The sequence below is a fragment of the Paenibacillus sp. FW104-T2 genome, from assembly GCF_058789975.1.
Genome location: NZ_JBYTCE010000002.1, coordinates 273,736 through 289,393, shown reverse-complemented (window position 1 = coordinate 289,393; position 15,658 = coordinate 273,736). Strand labels below are relative to the sequence as shown.

The 15,658-nt window shown below is 47.8% G+C and carries 11 protein-coding genes; 1 reads left to right on the top strand and 10 read right to left on the bottom strand.

The features are described 5' to 3' along the window. Positions 1-248: 248 nt before the first annotated feature. Genes AC3WQ3_RS04105 through AC3WQ3_RS04090 form a run of 4 tightly spaced genes read right to left on the bottom strand, consistent with a single transcriptional unit; the run spans position 249 to position 6,281 of the window. Positions 249-1,295, bottom strand: a complete 1,047-nt coding sequence (locus AC3WQ3_RS04105; RefSeq protein WP_492471510.1) for a glycoside hydrolase family 18 protein — start codon at positions 1,293-1,295, stop codon at positions 249-251. Then, complete coding sequence (locus AC3WQ3_RS04100; RefSeq protein WP_492471509.1) at positions 1,292-3,946, bottom strand: transglutaminase domain-containing protein; 2,655 nt, start codon at positions 3,944-3,946, stop codon at positions 1,292-1,294. The genes AC3WQ3_RS04105 and AC3WQ3_RS04100 overlap by 4 nt, the downstream gene beginning before the upstream one ends. Beyond that, positions 3,943-4,980 carry a carbohydrate-binding family 9-like protein gene (locus tag AC3WQ3_RS04095; RefSeq protein WP_492471508.1) on the bottom strand — a complete coding sequence of 346 codons (1,038 nt, stop codon included), beginning with the start codon at positions 4,978-4,980 and terminating at the stop codon, positions 3,943-3,945. The genes AC3WQ3_RS04100 and AC3WQ3_RS04095 overlap by 4 nt, the downstream gene beginning before the upstream one ends. A gap of 14 nt (positions 4,981-4,994) precedes the next feature. Next, a complete protein-coding gene (locus AC3WQ3_RS04090; RefSeq protein ID WP_492471507.1) occupies positions 4,995-6,281 on the bottom strand; it encodes an alpha-L-fucosidase in 1,287 nt (428 codons plus the stop codon). A gap of 148 nt (positions 6,282-6,429) precedes the next feature. Here AC3WQ3_RS04090 and AC3WQ3_RS04085 point away from each other — a divergent pair, with 148 nt between their 5' ends. Beyond that, positions 6,430-8,718 (top strand): helix-turn-helix domain-containing protein, encoded by a 2,289-nt coding sequence (locus AC3WQ3_RS04085; protein WP_492471573.1) that lies wholly within the window; start codon positions 6,430-6,432, stop codon positions 8,716-8,718. A gap of 95 nt (positions 8,719-8,813) precedes the next feature. Here the strand turns inward: AC3WQ3_RS04085 and AC3WQ3_RS04080 are convergent, their stop codons facing one another. The 6 genes from AC3WQ3_RS04080 to AC3WQ3_RS04055 all read right to left on the bottom strand — a co-directional run bounded on the left by AC3WQ3_RS04080 (position 8,814) and on the right by AC3WQ3_RS04055 (position 15,654). After that, positions 8,814-10,433, bottom strand: a complete 1,620-nt coding sequence (locus AC3WQ3_RS04080; RefSeq protein ID WP_183521768.1) for an extracellular solute-binding protein — start codon at positions 10,431-10,433, stop codon at positions 8,814-8,816. 38 nt (positions 10,434-10,471) lie between these two features. After that, positions 10,472-11,380 (bottom strand): ABC transporter permease subunit, encoded by a 909-nt coding sequence (locus AC3WQ3_RS04075; protein WP_154895389.1) that lies wholly within the window; start codon positions 11,378-11,380, stop codon positions 10,472-10,474. Positions 11,381-11,393: 13 nt separating this feature from the next. Then, positions 11,394-12,383 carry an ABC transporter permease gene (locus tag AC3WQ3_RS04070; RefSeq protein WP_095290239.1) on the bottom strand — a complete coding sequence of 330 codons (990 nt, stop codon included), beginning with the start codon at positions 12,381-12,383 and terminating at the stop codon, positions 11,394-11,396. A 547-nt stretch (positions 12,384-12,930) separates the two neighbouring features. Beyond that, entirely contained in the window at positions 12,931-13,194 is a 264-nt protein-coding gene (locus AC3WQ3_RS04065) for a YlbG family protein (protein WP_095290540.1), read from the bottom strand. Positions 13,195-13,281: 87 nt separating this feature from the next. Next, the gene (locus AC3WQ3_RS04060) at positions 13,282-13,722 is read right to left on the bottom strand and encodes a YlbF/YmcA family competence regulator (protein ID WP_095290237.1); all 441 of its coding nucleotides are present in this window, start codon (positions 13,720-13,722) and stop codon (positions 13,282-13,284) included. Between the two features lie 126 nt (positions 13,723-13,848). Continuing rightward, the gene (locus AC3WQ3_RS04055; RefSeq protein ID WP_492471506.1) at positions 13,849-15,654 is read right to left on the bottom strand and encodes a helicase-associated domain-containing protein; all 1,806 of its coding nucleotides are present in this window, start codon (positions 15,652-15,654) and stop codon (positions 13,849-13,851) included. Between the last annotated feature and the right edge of the window lie 4 nt (positions 15,655-15,658).

Below are 15,658 nucleotides of genomic sequence, written 5' to 3'. Positions count from 1 at the left end.
GGAATCACTCTCCACCAGATAGGACTTTCTATCTATTTATTACCAAATATATTACAACATAAGTCCCGCAAGCTCAAGGCGTAAGTTCAGATTTTTTCACAAAATCCGTTTTGTGCCTAAATCTTTATAAAAGTGAGCAAAAACCTATGATGACCAATAACCTTCTCTCTATACTAATCTCTTTTTAAAAGAAAAGGAACCCGCGATATGCCGGATTCCGCAGAAGGTATTCAGTTTCTCACATCTACCTATAACACATGTCGTCCTGCGCCGAGCTCGACATCCATCGTTCTCAGCAGCTCATGTGACGCATCACATTTGTATTCCCAGAACATCAATCCCGCGAGATCCTGTTCCAGGATATATCGGCATTTGGCCGTTACTGATTCCGGATCGTCGTATGAAATGAGCGTGTTGCCATTAAACAAATAAGGTGCCTTCGCTTCATCATCCCAATACCGGATATATCCGTTAAGGTCAATATACTTCTCGCTTAACTCTGTATATTCTGGACCGTAGCCTCCGGTCGTCTCAGCCATCTGATGCAATCCGTTGTTACGGTCAGGCACCCCCTCCCACATTCGAGAGTAAAATGCCGCACCAATGACGATTTTATTTCGGGGTACACCCGCCTTTAGAAACATGCGTACGGACGCATCCGTGCTAATCCGGTATAAATCACCTGTCGCAGTATAGAGGTTGGTATGGTGTCCAGTCAGCACCTGAAAACCTCCACGCATGTCATATGTCATCAGCTGCACATAATCTAGATACTGCTGTACCTGATCCATTTCCGTGCCGTCAATGTAGTACTGGTCAGCACCGGCTGCAATGGTCAGCATGTAGTACCTATCATCTTGCTCACCTTGCTTCGTCAGAGCTGCCCTCATCGTTTTTAACAAAAGTGTAAAGTTAACTCTGTCCTCTGCAGAGGCAGCAATACCCGCCTCCCCATAGCACGGGTATTCCCAATCCAGATCAATCCCGTCCAGGCCATAGGTAGTCACTGCCAGAACAGCTGATTCTGCGAGCTTTTGTCTTCCTTGCTCGGTCGCAGCTGCCTCCGAGAATCCGCCTGCACTCCAGCCTCCCACAGACAAAATCATTTTCAAATCCGGGAAAGCTTTCTTGATCATTGGAATCCGATCCATATGCTGCAGATGGCTGGTCTGAATGATACCTTCCTGTATATGACCAAAAGCGATATTGATATGCGTCATCCGGCTCAGCTCTGCCTCCAGTACATTATTCAAATCACGATGTCCGACGTATCCAATAATCCATTTGGGGTTCATAGGCTGCCTCCATCATGTTGGAATGGTTCACTGCGCTGTCCGGCCAGCTGCGAGCTTACCTGAATGGCTTCCTTCACGGCACCAATCCGATACCCCGATGAGACATAACGAATCTGATAAGCCTCATCCAGAACAACCAGATGGGGGTACCCTGACTCTGTCGCTCCAGAGCTGCGGAACACCTCGGGCAGTGAGGTAGGTGATGCCTCGCCTAACCGGACTTGTGACGGCAGCATCTCGAGCTGCTGCGTCTTCAAGGACTTTCCTGTAGCAGCAGAGCCAGTAATTAGAACAACCGATATGTTACGTTCCACCAGTTCTTGCCTCAAGTCAGCAAGTTCTTTCAGCAAATGCATGGTCGGTTCGCGGTCCGGTTCAATCCAGGAAAGAAGTATGCCTGAGGCCGTCCCACTTACGCAATGCTCGAGTGTAGATACGTTCTTGTCCTGCCATCGCAATTCCATGTGTTTATCCACCGTTCCAAGGACAGGAATTTCTTCATCGGCGCTGCGGAAGGTTACGGCAACACAAGACTCTTCCCCTTCGTTCAAATTAAAATAAGTGAATCGAGCTCTTACCGTGCCGTTTTTCAAACGTACGCCTGTCGTCATGCGATAGGCCCCCTCCTCTGCTGGCAGAGGCTCATCAAACAGCTTTGTCTCTTTATAAGGAAAATGCAGGGTCACGTATTTCCCCTGAACAAGACGAGCAATGGAAATATTCTCATAGTAGGAAGCCTCCGGCATGTTTCCTCCTGACTGGTTTTGCACAAGACGAATGCTTCCCATTCGCTGCTTCCCCTTTTCTTTATTACCAAGATCCGCGAAGATCCAGAACCCTTTCTGCCAATACTGCGGCTTGCGTTCGCTTGGATGCAAACGGGATGGGATGCCAAGGCTGCGACAGAGGGCAACAAACAGGATCGCCAGCGATTCCTCGTCCCCGGCCATGATCCGAAAGGTTCCTGCTGCTGTACCTTTTCCTTTTAGATTGGGCAGATCCTCCCAATGAGTGAACTTTTCCTTGAGTGCCTCAGCAAGAAGCGAAGGCTCTCTCACCATTGCGTCCCTCTCATCTGAAGCAAACGCGGCTCGGAATTGTTTCCTGTACGGCCCAAGCATTTCAAAGGCAACGCGCGGACATAACAAATAGGGAATAAACAAGGTATCCGGGAGCATACCACGCAGCGGAAGCGAATAAGCTAAATGCTCATGCAGGACCGGACGGAACGTATCAATCAAATCTTTACTATTCAGTGACTCCAGCAGTAATAACGGCCATTGCCCGTGCTCAGGAGAGCTTTCCCTGAGAAACGCGGCAATTTCATGACTATTTCCGCGCGCCTTCTGCATGACGTCCCATACCCTCGCCTCCGGAAGGCTTAGCTCACGAGATAGATCGATGCTCTCCTTATGGGTTACAAACGTGGCTTCATAAGCAGTCCGGATATACGTCCCTTCCGACAAACGCTGCTGATGGAGCGACTCCGCTTCCTCTGTCAATGCCGGGAGTTCCTCTCCCACCGTCTCAGGCGGAGGAACCATATCGAAATCAATCACTCCGCTCTCCTGCTCAGGTTGATTTTGCAGATCCAGCACGAGTTCCAATCGGTCTGTTTGGTCAATCGTGATCTTATGCTCCCGCCACCGTCCCTGATATACCGCCCGGATGAGTAGATCTCCATGTCCCGTTTTGAAGACCACTTCTCCGTCTTCATTCGTTAATAACTCCGCAATCGGATAGAATTCAGCCATGTTATACAGCTCAAATCTCACAGAAGCACCCTCCACTGCAACTCCCACCAGATCCTTGACCGCTACGGTCAGCTCCTTCGTTGGAGCGTAATTCTCCAACAGATTCAGCTCGGTGTACCATTCGGTTGCCAGTGTCACATCCTCTGGACCATGGTAACCACCCAGTACTCTCGTATTCATCAGCATCGAGCGACGGGCAGGAGGCGTAAACCATCCCTGGTTCAGCCTGGCCTCCGGTTCACAGGCGCCGATATAATGCCAGGTTCCGTCAGCCCATGCTTCCACCCAGGCATGATTGTCATCACAATGCGCCCAGCGAGGAGTATATACCTGACGGGCAGGGATACCAATACTTCGCAGTGCGGTCACTGCCAGTGTTGATTCTTCCCCGCAGCGCCCCCTTGCACTCCGAATCATGGTGAGCGGCGAAACCGTCCTAAGGTCGCTGCCAGTATAGACTGCTTTTTCATGGCACCAGTAGTTGGCCTCCAGAATCGCGTCTGACATCGTGAGCGACATGATGCGATCGGACAGTTCTGCGTAGAAGATCGCTCGGCAATCTTCGATATTCTCCGTATTCACCCTGCATGGAAGCACAAAGTGAAGGAACAAATCATCCGGTACCCGCTGCCCCCATGGAACCTCCCGCCGTATTCGCAGAGTTGATCTTACGTGATTTAAAAACAGTACACCCGGAACATCTGCCAGATCCTGAAGCGGACTGTATGCATACACAAACTTGAGCGCCCACTCTTCTTCTACGGACAGCGGCTCCCTAAATACGGAAAAGATCTCGTCAGCCTGTGCCTGGACAAGCTTCTTTTTGATACGGAGTTTATCTTCAATCGATTTCATTTCTTCGGGGGTAAGCGAAAACGCCGACGTTTGTACACTCATTTGGTATCCCTCTCTTCCCACAGGTACCCGTCTTCGCGAATGAGCCATTTTCCGGCCCCATCCGCAGTCGCAGCTGAAACCTGAAATAGGCTTGGAGCAGCGTAGACCTCGGGATAAACTTCCACTTCAGAAGTCCAGCCGAGCAATGACAGATCTTGCGTAAATGTCCCATTCTTTTCTTTGTAATTACGCTGCAGATAATATAGCTTTCTTAGCTCCCATTTAATCCGTTCATCCTGTGGCAGCACAAAATCGTCATGACCATCCTCACACGCAAACACAACATAACCCCATAGTTCGGGATAATGCATATTCACCAGTCCCATCGGCGACCAGACCCAGTTGTCCTCGGGATATGGCTTACCGGTTGCGGGATCCATTATTTTGCGGTAATTTCCATCCACCACTTCAGTCTGCCACTCCACCCGTGAGAAATTGACTCTCCAAAATTCACCCGGCAGGGGTGCCCGCTTTTCCTTGGCGCATTCTTTCAGACTGGTCCACGGGATCGCAACCTCAACAGACCATTTCCGGTTAATCCCTTCGGGACGATTCAGCTCGCCGTCAATATACACGGCTGTCTTCAATCCTTTTAAATCCCAGCTGTCCAGCGGTGGCCCTCCGTCCCGGTATGGCTTGATGAGGAGCAGGTCCCATACCGTATTTAGCGCATTGATCTCGAATTCATAATAACCGTGGCTGTCCCCGTCAGGATCAATAAAAATTTCAAAGTCATTATCATAAAAAATGACAGAATCCCGCTCCGTCAGCGTTGCCCAGATCTGATCTTCCCAAAGCTCGGCACCAAAATAAAAATATTCATCATCCCATAGCATTTTCACCCTTGTATCCTTGGCCGGAGCAGGACGAAGATCCCCTTCAATATCTACGAACTTGTCCGTCCATTCCGCCTGATCCCAAAAAGGCTTATCCAGCCTTCCGTCTAGCTCCAATCCACCTGCTGCACGATGGCAAATGTAGTGTTTCGGCTGATAAATATTGATATGTGGTATAGGCACGCCACTTAGCATCATGTTGATCCCTCCATTCAGTTATGAGTAACGACTGCCCCGGAGCCGCCATACATATCTACCTTTTCATCGAACTCCAGCTTCACTACCGTTGTCAGTTCATGGGTGTCTTCACCCGTCAGGTGAATCCAGGTTGTACCAGGAATTTGAAACCACGGAACCCCGCCGTGAATGTCATACGTCAGTTCTTTGCCTGAATGCAGCACGGATACTTTCCTGATCTCGTTACACAGTCCCTTCACACAAATGCTTTCCTTCGGATCGCCATGCACAAAGAGATAGAGTGTCTTTCCATCTGCCGAGAGCGTGCTTCCATCTCCATAATATCTGCTCATAATTCCGTCTCTTGTCCCGTATACCGCTTCTGCATGTGCTCTAATCCACTCGCCCAGTCCAAGCAGGATGGCTTCCTGCCTCTCATCAATTGTTCCGTCCTCTCTTGGGCCGATATCGAGCAGCATGTTGCCACCCATGGAGATGCAGTCGCAGAACATGCGAACGATTTGAGACAGTGATTTGTATTGCTGATCCGTAGGGACGTAGCCCCATGAGGAATTGATCGTTGTACAAAACTCCCACGGCCCATCTGGTCTCGTAATCGGCAGCCCTTGTTCGGGCGTTTTGTAATCCCCATGTCCCTGCAGGCGTGAATTGATGATGAGATCTGGCTGCATTGATTTCAAATACTGCTTGAATTCCGGCAGGTTCCACTGCTTCTCGCTTCGTTCCCAATCCCCGTCAAACCACAGAAGGTCAACCTTGCCAAATCCGGTGAGTAATTCTTTCAATTGATGGTTGTTAAACTCCAAAAACTTCTGCCATTTGGTTTCATCCTGAACCCCATCCAAGGGATAGGAGAACGGATTGCTAGAACCGGGGTCATCCGGCACCTTGCCACCTTCATATACACTTGGGTAATCCGGGTGGGACCAGTCGATCAACGAGTAGTAGAGTCCAAGCCGAAGTCCCTTCGCCGTGATCGCATCGGCATATTCTTTGACAATGTCACGCGCAGCCCGTGTTTTCTTTACCGTGTTCAAGTCACTGTACTGTGTATCCCACAGAGCGACTCCGTCATGATGCTTGGTTGTCAGCACAGCATACTTGGCACCCGATTTCTCGATCAGATCCGCCCACGCCGCGGCATCGAACTTGGAGGCCGTGAATCCCTCCATTTGCTTCATATAGTCGTCATAAGTCATGCGTCCATTGTAAAAAGACCACGACTCCGCAACACCGTCCACGGCATAGATTCCATAGTGAATAAAAATCCCCAGCTTCGCATCCTCAAACCATTTCTGCATCATCATCTACACCTTTTCTCTGCGATATTTGGAAACCGTGTGCATACGTGCGAAAAAGCTATGTCCAAACCGTTTTTTTATTGATATCATTTATAAGAAAAGAAATGGCATTTCTCCATATGGAAAGGAGGCAGCATTTCACTTGCGAATGGACTATTTCAAATCCAAACTGTTCCTGAAATACATTTGGTCCTACCTGTTCATTCTGCTAATTCCTCTCGTATTCATGACCGTATTTCTCTATGAAAACGCAGTTAAAACCCTCCGTACTGAGATTGAAAGCTCGCGTCTGGCCCAGTTATCACAAACCAACGTAACCATTGACAGCCGAATGAAAGAGCTGAGCGAGATTGCTTCCCGCATTTCTTACGATAATCGGCTCTCTTCCTATCGGGTCACCAATACCCAAACCAGCCCGGAAGCCATTCGAGCCTTGGATCAGTACAAAGCCACCAGTTCCATGATTGATGAAATCTATCTTTATTTCCACGATGATACACGTATTTATTCCAGCAAAGGTCTGACCGATTTTGAGGTGTTTGCCGACAATCTCAGCTTCGAGAGATGGGACAAACAATCCCTGTATAACGATCTCAACGAAACGAAGCATCCTACCGTAAGACCTGCCGATGTGGTAACCAAAACTGGTGGAGTACAGGACCGCAAGCTTGCTTACCTTATTCCCATTACTCCCAACAGTCTGAACCCCCACGCCACGGTCATGGTTTTTATCAAGGAGTCGCAGATTACGAGCCTGATTGATTCCATACTCGGAAACTATCAAGGGCTGACCTATGTCCTCGATGCAGAGGGGCAGGTACTGACGGCCAACCATCAGGGAGATACGCTAAGTACAGATGCATTGGCTGCCTTGTTTAAAACCATTACTCCAGGAATCCAGGAGCGGACGCTGGACGACAAAGATCATTCCATCGTATCTGTGCAATCGGAAACCAACGGCTGGACCTACATGACTGTAATGCCAAGCTCCCAGTTCTTCAGCAGTGTACTGGATGTCCGCAGTTTCATGATAATGATCATAGGTATTGTGCTGCTGGTCGGAGTCGCCATTGCTCTCGTTCTCGCCAAAATGCAGTATCAGCCTATCTCAACCCTGGTCGAATTTGCCGCTTCCCGCTTCCCGGAAAAGAAACCTGATGGAGAGTCTCGAAATGGAAATGCCAATGAACTGGAACGGATTCGTTCTGCCTTGCAGAATTACAGCTCCCGCATTGATTTACAGGAACCGTATGCTCGGAACCAGTACTTGTCGACCTTAATTAAGTCTGGAAATCCAGATCCATTATCTTCTGAACTGGTGCAGCTGTTCAACCTGAAACTGAACAAGGATTATTTGTTTGTCATGGTCATTGGCTGGAATGATTCCAAGCATGCCGATATGGAACTCCGCCGCCGCATTGCAAGCAGTCTTGCACAGATTGAATTGCCTGATCTGCTGGCGACCGGTTATGGCGTTGAGCTGCCCCAGCTGGACCGATTCGGTTTAATCATGAGTTTTGAGTCAGCTGAAGGAATCGATCTGATAACACGTATAAAACAGATTATGGAGCAGATAAGAGGCTTACTTTTGGAAACATTGTCCATAACTCCGTTGATTGGTGCCGGAAGTGCCTATTCGCAGCTTCACGAACTGACCCAATCTTACGTTGAAGCCTGTTCTGCTTTTGATTTGCTCGTACCAGGTGAGTATGGATCATCCGCTTTATTTGAAGAAATGTCCAAGACACCGAGCCATTCCTACTGGATTCCGAACCATATGCAGCTGAAGCTGGTTCAAAGTCTGAAACAGGGAAATATCGATATCGCTTCCCAGATGATTCGCTCATCCGTGACCAGTTTGCAGTCTTCGATGCTGCCTGCACTGCTTGTGCGCTGCATCAGCTTCGATCTGCTGAACACGATCCTTAAGACAGCTTCGGAACTTGGAGAACATCAAATGCTGCAGCAGATTGCTCCCAACATGGTGTTTAGCAGCTCGCTGGAAGAGCTTGAATCCGTTCTGCTCTTGCTTGCCTCCCAGTTATGCAATGAGGTGAAAAAGGATACGCAGCAGGAAGAGCAGACATTGATAGACCGCATTATTGAATATATCGATGCCCATTTTACAGATCACAATCTTAGCTTGGATACGCTTGCGTATGAATTTGAAGTTTCACCTTCCCATGTGAGCCGCTCCTTCAAGGAGAAGACTGGAATCAACTTCCTTCAGTACATTTGGCAAAAACGACTCGACAGGGTCTTTCATCAGCTAAAAACAACGGATACCCCTCTGAAAGATCTCATTCAGGAAGTCGGATATCTGGATACACCGAATTTCATCCGTAAATTCAAGAAGGAGACCGGGCTTACACCAGGACAATATCGCAAGCTTCATCGCACTACGGGTAGTGACGCAGGAACTGAATCGGCCAGCTAATAACAGGAAAGCCAACAGACGAACAATCAGGATTGCCGTCGATGTTGGCTTTTTTCTGTTATTTCAGAATGCTGCGAACGGCGATTCACATCTGATTACTTGCCTGCGGAATTCCACGTATCATACACTTCCTGATAGATTTCCTGAATCCGGTCTCCACCCATTTTCTTCATCTGTTCAACATAGCCGTCCCAGTTGGACAATGGCTCTTCCCCGGTTACAAACTTCGCTTCCATCTGCTTCACGTACGTATCAAGATCAGATAACAATGCGGAGGCTTCATCCTGCTGTTCGTTGGTCAGATACGCATTCGGAAACGGTGCTTTACCGATCGGTATCAGCTTCTCTTCGTTCTCTTTCGCTATCCACTCGTCAAATTCGGTCGTCAGACCATTCGTCAGCTCCGGTGAGTTATGACCCGGAGTCAGCATGCCGAAGTTTGGCGTAATGGTGCCTCTGTACTCTTCCCGATCACCGCCTCCCGGAACAGGCAGCCATTCTTTTTCATACGTATCTTTGTTGGTATACTTCCACAGCGTGCCTTCAGGACCTTGATTGAAGAGCGTTTGTCCCTCGATGGAATACAAGTAATCGATCCAGCGCATGGTTGCTTCAGGATGCTCATTCACACTTGTGATGGCAAATGTTCCGTTAGCAGAGAGTCCTGGATGCATACCGTAAACAGGCGTTCCTGCAATATCGCTCGCCACGGGTGTCATAAGCGGATTTTTCATTGCCGCATCCGGATCGCCACCCAAAGTAAAGTAGGAGTAATAGTCGTTAAAGAGAGCAATCTGATTGTTTTCCCCTTTGGCTTTTTTCTGCTCAGGGGTTTGCGAGAAGGTTTCGTGATCCAGCAAATCTTCCTTCCACAAACGATTCATAAATTCCAAATATCCCTTGTATCCTTCCTGCATCGGGCTGTAAAACACCTTATCTTGCTTATCTACGTAAACGACTGGGTCATATATGCCCCAGAAGCCCAGAAAATACATGCGCAGATCATCCAGCTTCACGGAGGTCAGTGGAATTTCATCGGCCTTGCCGTTGCCATTCGGATCTTCTGTCTTCACTCGCTTCAGCAGCGTGTACAATTCCTCTGTCGTTTTTGGCAGTTCTTTTACACCAAGCGCTTCCAGCATACTGCCGTTATACCACATGGGACTGCGATACCAGACGGCGGCACTGTCGATAAATGGCAGGGCATAAATGTGTCCTTCGGGCGTTGTGAACGATTTGCGAATATCCGGATTCTCATCGAACAATTTTTTAATGTTCGGAGCATATCCCCCATCAATGTAAGGTTCAAGCGGGATAAGTGAGCCTTGGGTGCCATAGGTCACCTGCTCTGCCGGTGTAAGATCGGCTCCGTACAGTACATCAGGCAAATCTCCACTTGCAAAGACAAGGTTCTTCTTGGTTGCAAAGCTGTCAATCGGAGTAAGCTGAAATTCAAACTTGATGTTGGTAAGCTTCTCTGCTTCCTGAATAACAGGCATGGTATTCCAATCTGCCACGCCTACATCCTGGGACATCATGGTCAATGTGATCGGTTCCTCCACAATAGGAAAGCCCTCTTGCTTCACCCCTGTCTCTTCCGGTGTACCCGGTTCAGCGGTTGAACCGCCATCAGGAGATGCTCCGCATGCCGCAAGCATGCTTGCAGCAAGGATCAGACTTAACAGAACCGTTGATTTCTTGTGAGCTCTCTTCATGACAACAACTCCCTTTTTGATGATTTATTTGGTATAGATCAGCCCTTGACGGAACCGATCATGACACCCTGAACGAAGTACCGCTGCAAAAACGGATAGATGATAATGACCGGAAGTGTCGATACAATAATGACTGCATAACGGACGAGTGCCGCCACTTCGGCTTTGTTATTCAGTGCCGAGGCCGATGAGCCGTCCATCATGCCGGAGCCTTGAGCTGACATTTCCTGCAGGACAAGAATCTGTCTTAACACGAGCTGAAGCGGATATTTGGCCGAATCATTCAAATAGATCATTGCTGAGAAATAACTGTTCCAGTGACCTACTCCGTAGAAGAGCGCCATAACCGCTATGATCGGCATGGATAATGGCAGTACGATTTTGAAAAACAGCTTAAAATTAGAACAACCGTCCATCTGTGCAGCCTCCTGAAGCTCGCTCGGGATCGTTCCCTGGAAGAAGGTGCGGGAGACGATGATATTCCATACCGAAGCTGCGGAAGGCAAAATCAGTGCCCACATGCTGTTGATCATGCCGAGCTCCTTAATCAGCAGATAACTCGGTACCAGCCCTCCGCCGAAGAACATCGTGAACATAAAGATGCCCATAAAGAACCCCCTGCCGACCAGGTCTCTTCTGCTGAGCGCATAGGCTGCAGGAATGGTGACCGCCAGGTTCACGGCAGTACCGACAACCGTATACAGAATCGTATTTGCGTAGCCTGACCAGATTCGTTGATCCTGAAGCACACGCTCATAACCTTCAAACGTGATATCTTTCGGAAATAGCCACATTGCACCTGAAGCAACTTCCTTCGGATTGCTGATGGAGGCGCTAATCATATATACCAGCGGGTACGCCACAAGAAGGAAAGCAATCGTAACGTAGATATAATTCAAGGTTAGAAAAATTTTGTCTTGTCTCGTTTCCTGAATACCGGTTAACATTCAGCCTCCTCCTTTACCACAGACTGTTCTCGCTCGTCTTGCGTACGATTTGATTGACGGTAACGAGCAAAAACGCATTAATTACAGAGTTAAACAAGCCGACAGCGGTAGAGAAGCTGTACTGGGCATTTTCAAGACCTGAACGGTATACGAAAGTGGATATGACATCGGAAGATTCCATGTTCAGTGGGTTCTGCATCAGAAGGATCTTCTCAAACCCTACCCCCAGCAGACTCCCCATGTTCAGAATGAGCAGGATCGTCATGGTTGGTACCAGCACGGGAATGTTAATGTGCCGGATACGCTGCAGTCGGTTTGCCCCGTCTATAATGGCTGCTTCATGCAGGCCAGGATCCACTCCAGACAACGCAGCAAGGTAAATGATCGTTCCCCAGCCCGCACTTTGCCATACGCCGGAGAGAACGTAAACCGTCTTAAACCATGCAGGGCTTGTCAGAAATGAGGGTGCATCTATTCCCATCCATTCCACGAAACGGATCAGGATTCCGGTTGATGGAGAGAGGAAAGCAATCACCATCCCAACCATCACGACAACTGAGATAAAATGAGGTGCATAAGTGACGGTTTGGACCAGCTTTTTGAAACGTTTATGCTTCAGTTCATTAAACGCCAGAGCCAGAATAATCGGAATCGGAAACCCAACAGCCAGCTCATACAAACTGATCGCCAGTGTGTTCCACATCAAATCCCAGAAATAATAGGATTCAAAGAATCTTACAAAATGATCAAAACCTACCCAAGGACTCCCAAATACTCCGCGTACCGGATTGTAATTTTTGAACGCAATCTGGATGCCGTACATGGGTCCGTAATGAAAGATGAGAAAATACAGAAATGCGGGTGCAATAAACAAATACAGTTGCCAGTTTCTCCAGACCTTTTGCCATCGCTTTCTACTGATGTTCGGCTTGTATAATGTCTGCTGCCGATTGGCCGTTTTTACTTCCTGCACACAGGATCGCCTCCTTCTGTCGCTTCTCATGTTTGGGTCATACGCTGCAGGAAAAACGTTGGAGCATTCATGTTGCATGTTAGTTTTGTTGGCGCAGCTGTAGTTTAACAATAGGGGATCACGTATTTTTTCGTAAATATGTCATTTTGTCAGGTCCAATAAACATTGATACAACAAGGTTTTTTAACATTTCTCCTCTAGTTTAACAATTCATAAATGTGTTGTTTTCGACCAAAAGAAAGCGATTACAATTGCAAAAGTGGAAAATTACCAATTGAAAATTTCGTGTGTACACGATTTATTTTACATCACGTTTACTTATTTTCGGTGAATTCACTCTTTTAATGTTATTTTAATTAACAATTTGATAACATAATCCTGCCTTCACTTAGTACTTCTATGATTTCTTCATGGTCGGTATTTACCTACTGTTCATATGTACCACGTTCTTGCAGGTGGATCGAAGTATGATCCCAAAAGAAAAGGTCGCCATGAAGGCGACCTTGATCAAATATGTTTTATTATTCCGCGCTTATGTTCAGTTCCACCAAATCACTAACGTTGAAGACTGTATATTTCAAATCCCGTAAAAACTTGTTTTGTCCATCGTTTTACTGGCATACTCTGTCTTGATTTCGTTACGGTAAGATCTTTCAATCTTGCGCACATAGGACAGCCGCTTCACATTTTTCATCGTATCTTCAGCCCGCTCTGCATTAACATACATGACGACATAATGCATACGGCGGGAAATGTAATGAACGGTACCATACTTTTCGAGATTGCGGGCTGCTTTTAGATCACTAACCCAAATAATAAATCCTGTCCTTTCCGCAAACATCATTTTCCCCGCCCTTCTTATAATGGAGACCGGACGCTTCGAGGAGAAGGTCCGGTCTATATGGATTTTAATTCATTCGGAATTCAGTTAGCCGCAGCTGCACTTGCCGCCACTTCCACAGCCGCCACCTTTGGGGTTCGGGTCATTGCTCGGAACCTTGATTGTGGTAGAGACTGCATAAGCAATGGTTTCAGACATCTGGTGCAGCATTTCATCGAGTGCTCTCTCCGCCTGCTTAAAGCGAGCTACTGCCTCAATTTGTTCCAGCTCCTGTTCCAGAGCCTTCACCTGGTCTTTTGCAGCATGATAATCCGGGTGGAAGTGTCCAAAACGCTGTGTTTCTTCAAACAGTTCCTTTTTGGCTTCCAGCTTGCGTATTCCCGCTTGAACCTCCGGATTGCTCTCAACTTGCTGCTTCCAATATAAATAATCCGATACTTCGGCAGATTGGTTAATCATGTCGCCCAGTTCATATGCGCCCGTCAACACTTGGGCCATATCGACCGTGTTCAATTCCGCTACGCTCATGAAATTCATCCTATCTATATATAAAGTTCTACGTAAGGTAGACTACTTTATCATAGCATATCCCCCGGTAGTTAAGAAGAGTTTTTCCTGCAAATAGAAAATAGGGGAACATAAGCTCTTCCTGCTTCAGATCTGTTCCGGAACGATTAATCTGATCTTGTCCCAATCCATGGGAGAAATGGTGCACCGCTCTATTGCCCTCTCGTCTGCCCCAGGTACAATCCAGCCTGTCAGCGTCCAATCGTCCTGTCCCTGAATTTGATCCGGAATAATGTATACCTCGGATTGTTCGTTTCTCAGTCCCAGCTTGGTCTGCCATTCTATCGCTTTTGCCGTAATCTGACGTGTCGTGGACATATGATATCGCCGCCAATCGTTATGCCACATGTCGGGAATGGAGCCGAATGCGGGTAAATCAACCGACTGCTCTGCTATCGGCTCTCCGTGTGTATATGAAGATGCCCTATCTGGTTCATTTTGAATCAGGCCTTCCCTGCCATGCACATAAAAGCTTTCTCGTAGACCGCTAAGCCCAACTCTTGGCTCATGCGTGTGAGTCTCAGTGCTCTTATCCTCCCCAGACCCCTCGCTGCATATGAAATCAGTCGGATGTATACTTTGTATTTTCTCTTCATCTCCCCTGTGCTGCGCGTTCAATCGCTCCCACTCATTCCCCCACTGTTGAATCGCGTGATACACATGCTCAGGGACTCCCGTGGCAGCATAACGGCGCAGAAATTCCACCACCTTGTCAGACGTAAATCCGCGATGGGCTGCATGGACAATTTGTTCTTTGGTCACACGATAGATGCTCATCCGATCACAGCTCAGCAGCTCGGCACAATTCTCTATTTTCCAGCGGACCTGAGGAACTACCTCTGCCGGGACCATAATTTCGAAATCAGGCTGTACAAAGAAAACATTCTTAGCGCTGTCCAGTTCCTGCTGTACTTTCAAGGGCAACAGCTTCTCAGGCTCAACCAACCAGCGAAAAAACAAATCACCCGATGCATTTTCACCGCTCTCTCCGTACCCCCATCCAGCCAGTGCGTTTATCCAGCTCTGAACATATTCAGGAAGCCCGGTATCACTTCCACTGCCCTTGAAATGCGGAATCAGATCTGAAATATTGAACCAGGTCTCCTGTCCTTTACCGAGCAAGACCAGGCGATAGCGAAAATGTTGTTCTGCAGGACTGGTTACACCATATCGCTCCATGCACACCTTGAATATCTCGCGATGCATGAACGACCACGGCTGCTCTAACCAGTGACCCAGAGTCTCATCATGTACCCTTATTTTCTCCTGATCCTTATGGAGAAGCCCCAGAGCAAGCAGCATGTCCAGCATAATAGCAACATGAACAGGGTAGATATCCGGATGTTCGTAGTTTAAATTCAATCCGGCAAAGTCATCAGGGCATAAATGAGTCAAAGCGCTCAACCGCTGCAGCATTCTCTTGTGAATCGTACCTTTATTCGTCAATGTAAGCCCTTCTCTTGCGATCCAGGCCAATAGATGAATGATTTCGGCAGCGATATCAGGCCTTGCTTCACGAATAACGTGAATTTGACCACCATTGACCATCTGGGTTTTAGATTCCTTCTGATCCTGTTCATGTATTAAAAATGGATGTTTTCCGACTCTATTTGCGTAGGCTACGGTTAATGCAGGGATATAACGCAGCGGAATGTAGTATAGGTTCTCTCCCCAAGTTTTGCGAACCGCTTCGATCCACCCTTTTTGTCTTAGGCGCATAAAACCTAACCTGGCTTCCGCCCCGCTCAATCCTTCTTCCGCAGACTCAGTGGTGGTCATCATTACTGAAAAGGGTTGACACGCATGTTTGTGAAAAAGAGCACCAAGTACCGAATGTTCTGTTGCTGACAGTTCCATTATTTCATCGATATCCACTGCTTCATGTCCATGCATTACA

Excerpts from the sequence above, each read along its gene's own strand:
- AC3WQ3_RS04080 (WP_183521768.1), bottom strand. The coding sequence starts at position 10,433 with ATGAAGAGAGCTCACAAGAAATCAACGGTTCTGTTAAGTCTGATCCTT.
- AC3WQ3_RS04060 (WP_095290237.1), bottom strand. The coding sequence starts at position 13,722 with ATGAGCGTAGCGGAATTGAACACGGTCGATATGGCCCAAGTGTTGACG.
- AC3WQ3_RS04095 (WP_492471508.1), bottom strand. The coding sequence starts at position 4,980 with ATGATGCTAAGTGGCGTGCCTATACCACATATCAATATTTATCAGCCG.
- AC3WQ3_RS04085 (WP_492471573.1), top strand. The coding sequence starts at position 6,430 with ATGGACTATTTCAAATCCAAACTGTTCCTGAAATACATTTGGTCCTAC.
- AC3WQ3_RS04055 (WP_492471506.1), bottom strand. The coding sequence starts at position 15,654 with ATGCATGGACATGAAGCAGTGGATATCGATGAAATAATGGAACTGTCA.
- AC3WQ3_RS04090 (WP_492471507.1), bottom strand. The coding sequence starts at position 6,281 with ATGCAGAAATGGTTTGAGGATGCGAAGCTGGGGATTTTTATTCACTAT.
- AC3WQ3_RS04065 (WP_095290540.1), bottom strand. The coding sequence starts at position 13,194 with ATGTTTGCGGAAAGGACAGGATTTATTATTTGGGTTAGTGATCTAAAA.
- AC3WQ3_RS04100 (WP_492471509.1), bottom strand. The coding sequence starts at position 3,946 with ATGAGTGTACAAACGTCGGCGTTTTCGCTTACCCCCGAAGAAATGAAA.
- AC3WQ3_RS04105 (WP_492471510.1), bottom strand. The coding sequence starts at position 1,295 with ATGAACCCCAAATGGATTATTGGATACGTCGGACATCGTGATTTGAAT.
- AC3WQ3_RS04075 (WP_154895389.1), bottom strand. The coding sequence starts at position 11,380 with ATGTTAACCGGTATTCAGGAAACGAGACAAGACAAAATTTTTCTAACC.
- AC3WQ3_RS04070 (WP_095290239.1), bottom strand. The coding sequence starts at position 12,383 with ATGAGAAGCGACAGAAGGAGGCGATCCTGTGTGCAGGAAGTAAAAACG.